Annotated in this window: 3 protein-coding genes; all 3 read left to right on the top strand. The window is 68.3% G+C overall.

The annotated features are described in order from the left end of the window. Nucleotides 1–633, top strand: a 633-nt coding sequence (locus AOK24_RS21735) for a mannosyltransferase YkcB-related protein (RefSeq protein WP_478078771.1), incomplete at its 5' end; no start/stop codon positions are given. A gap of 203 nt (nucleotides 634–836) precedes the next feature. Continuing rightward, complete coding sequence (locus AOK24_RS21730; protein WP_055721737.1) at nucleotides 837–1,643, top strand: endonuclease I family protein; 807 nt, start codon at nucleotides 837–839, stop codon at nucleotides 1,641–1,643. A 231-nt stretch (nucleotides 1,644–1,874) separates the two neighbouring features. Continuing rightward, nucleotides 1,875–2,290 (top strand): DUF7691 family protein (locus AOK24_RS21725; RefSeq protein WP_055721739.1); only part of this gene is annotated, 416 nt, incomplete at its 3' end.

Here is a 2,290-nt window from a genome sequence, read left to right as displayed (position 1 = left end):
GGCCAAGGTCAGGGGGGTCAGGGGGGTCAGGGGCAGGACGGTCAGGGCGGCGGTCAGATGACGCCCGGCGGCGGGTACGGCGAACTGCCCGGCGGCACCAGTGAGATGCGTACGCCGCCCAGCGGCACCGGCTCCACCGAGGGCACCTCCGGCTCCGGCACCGAAGGCGGCACCGAGGCCGACGGCACCCAAGGCGGCCCCGGCGGCATGGGCGGCGGCATGGGCATGGGCGGCGCGAACAGCGACCTGACCGCCTACCTGAAGAAGCACCAGGACGGCGCCAAGTGGCTGCTCGCGGTGTCGAGTTCACAGAGCGCGGCCCAGCTGATCCTCAGCAGCGGCGAACCGGTGATCTCCATGTGGGGCTGGTCCGGCAGCGACAAGGCGATGACCCTCACCAAGCTGAAGGAACTGGTCGCGAAGGGCGAGCTGCACTACATCCAGATCGGCGGCGGCATGGGCGGCGGCCCCGGCGGCGGCTCGAACGTCAGCTCCGAGGTCACGGAGTGGGTCCAGAAGAACGCGACGGCGGTGAAGGAGAGCGACTACAGCAAGAGCACATCCGCATCCACCTCCACCTCCACCTCCAACCAGTCGACGATCTACCGACTGGACCCCTCGGACGTGAGCTGACCTCCCCCACACCACGGACGGCCCCCAACCCACCCGGATTGGGGGCCGTTTCACTCCCCCGTGAGGTCAACTCGCGTAGATCACCCCCGATTTGCCGTTTCTTGACACCGAACAGACATGCCGGATTCATTTACATGACCTCATGTCCATGTCACGCTCCCCCTGTTGCCCCCCACTCAACACGCGTAGACAGGACACTCCCTATGCTGGCGACACGCATACGCCGCCGCTGGAAGCCGGTGGCGCTGACGACCGCAGCGGTCCTGGTGGGCCTCGCCGTACCCGCGGTGACGGCGACCCCGGCCTCCGCCACGACCACGGCGTACGACTCGACGTACTACAAGAACGCGGTCGGCAAGACGGGGGCGAGCCTCAAGTCCTCGCTGCACACGATCATCAGCAGCCAGACGAAGATCTCGTACTCCGCGGTGTGGGACGCGCTGAAGGCGACGGACCAGGACCCGAACAACAGCAGCAACGTGATCCTGCTCTACAGCGGCGCCTCGCGCAGCAAGTCGCTCAACGGCGGGGACGTCGGCGACTGGAACCGCGAGCACGTGTGGGCCAAGTCGCACGGCGACTTCGGCGAGGTGACCGGCCCCGGCACGGACCTGCACCACCTGCGCCCGGCGGACGTCCAGATCAACAGCATCCGGGGGAACCTGGACTTCGACAACGGCGGCAGCGCGGTCACCAACGGCGGTGGCAGCAAGGTCGATTCGGACTCCTTCGAGCCGCGCGCCGCGGACAAGGGCGACGTCGCCCGCATGATCCTCTACATGGCCGTGCGGTACGACGGCGGCGACGGCTTCGCCGACCTGGAGCCGAACGAGAAGGTCAACAACGGCAGCAACCCGTACATCGGCAAGCTCTCCGTCCTGAAGGCGTGGAACGAGCAGGACCCGCCGAGCGCCTTCGAGGAGCGCCGCAACCAGGTCATCTACGACACGTACCAGCACAACCGCAACCCGTTCATCGACCACCCGGAGTGGGTCGAGGCGATCTGGTAGCAACTGCCTTCAGCGGCGCGGGCGTTCCCCTGGACCGGGGAGCGCCCGCGTCGTCGTCCCGCCGGTACGACACCCTTCCCACAGCGCGCGCAACCCTGCCCACGGCGCGCGCACAAGATCCACGTACCCCGCCAGAAATCCCCGACTCCCTTTCCGAGCAAGGGAGTTGGCCTTCCACAGCCGCACAACGGATCATGGGGCGAGCGGTCGAGCGGGAGGGGAAGTACGACGGTGAGCTACGCCCTGGAGATGAGTACGGGGGACATGCGGCAGGTGGTGCGGCTGCTGACGGCGGTGGAGCGGACGCCCGCGCAGGAGGAGCACCTCGGCAGGGTGCGGGAGCGCTGCAAGGCGCTGGACGTCAGACTTGAGAGCCAGGGGGCGCACTACGACGTACCGGTGATCCGGGCGCTGGAGGAGCTGATCGACGGCGTCCCGTCGAGGACCGTGTGCCCCGCGTACGCCCATGCCTTCCACGAGGTCGTGACGTCCTGCTTCTCGTACACCACCGACCTGGGCAGCTGGCGCCGGATGTCCTGGTTCCAGACGGTCTCCAACGACCTTGCCCGCAACGGCATCACGCCGGCGCTCCTCCCCGAGACGTTCCTGTTCTCCGGCCCGCCGCTGCCCCTCCCCCACCCGGGCGG

It is taken from the genome of Streptomyces niveiscabiei, assembly GCF_001419795.1.
Lineage (GTDB): Bacteria > Actinomycetota > Actinomycetes > Streptomycetales > Streptomycetaceae > Streptomyces > Streptomyces niveiscabiei.
The sequence above is the reverse complement of the archived record's forward strand: the minus strand, read 5'-3'. Positions and strand labels throughout refer to the sequence as shown.

What these genes read in the sequence shown, in the direction of transcription:
- AOK24_RS21730 (WP_055721737.1), top strand. Translation starts at nt 837, where the DNA reads ATGCTGGCGACACGCATACGCCGCCGCTGGAAGCCGGTGGCGCTGACG.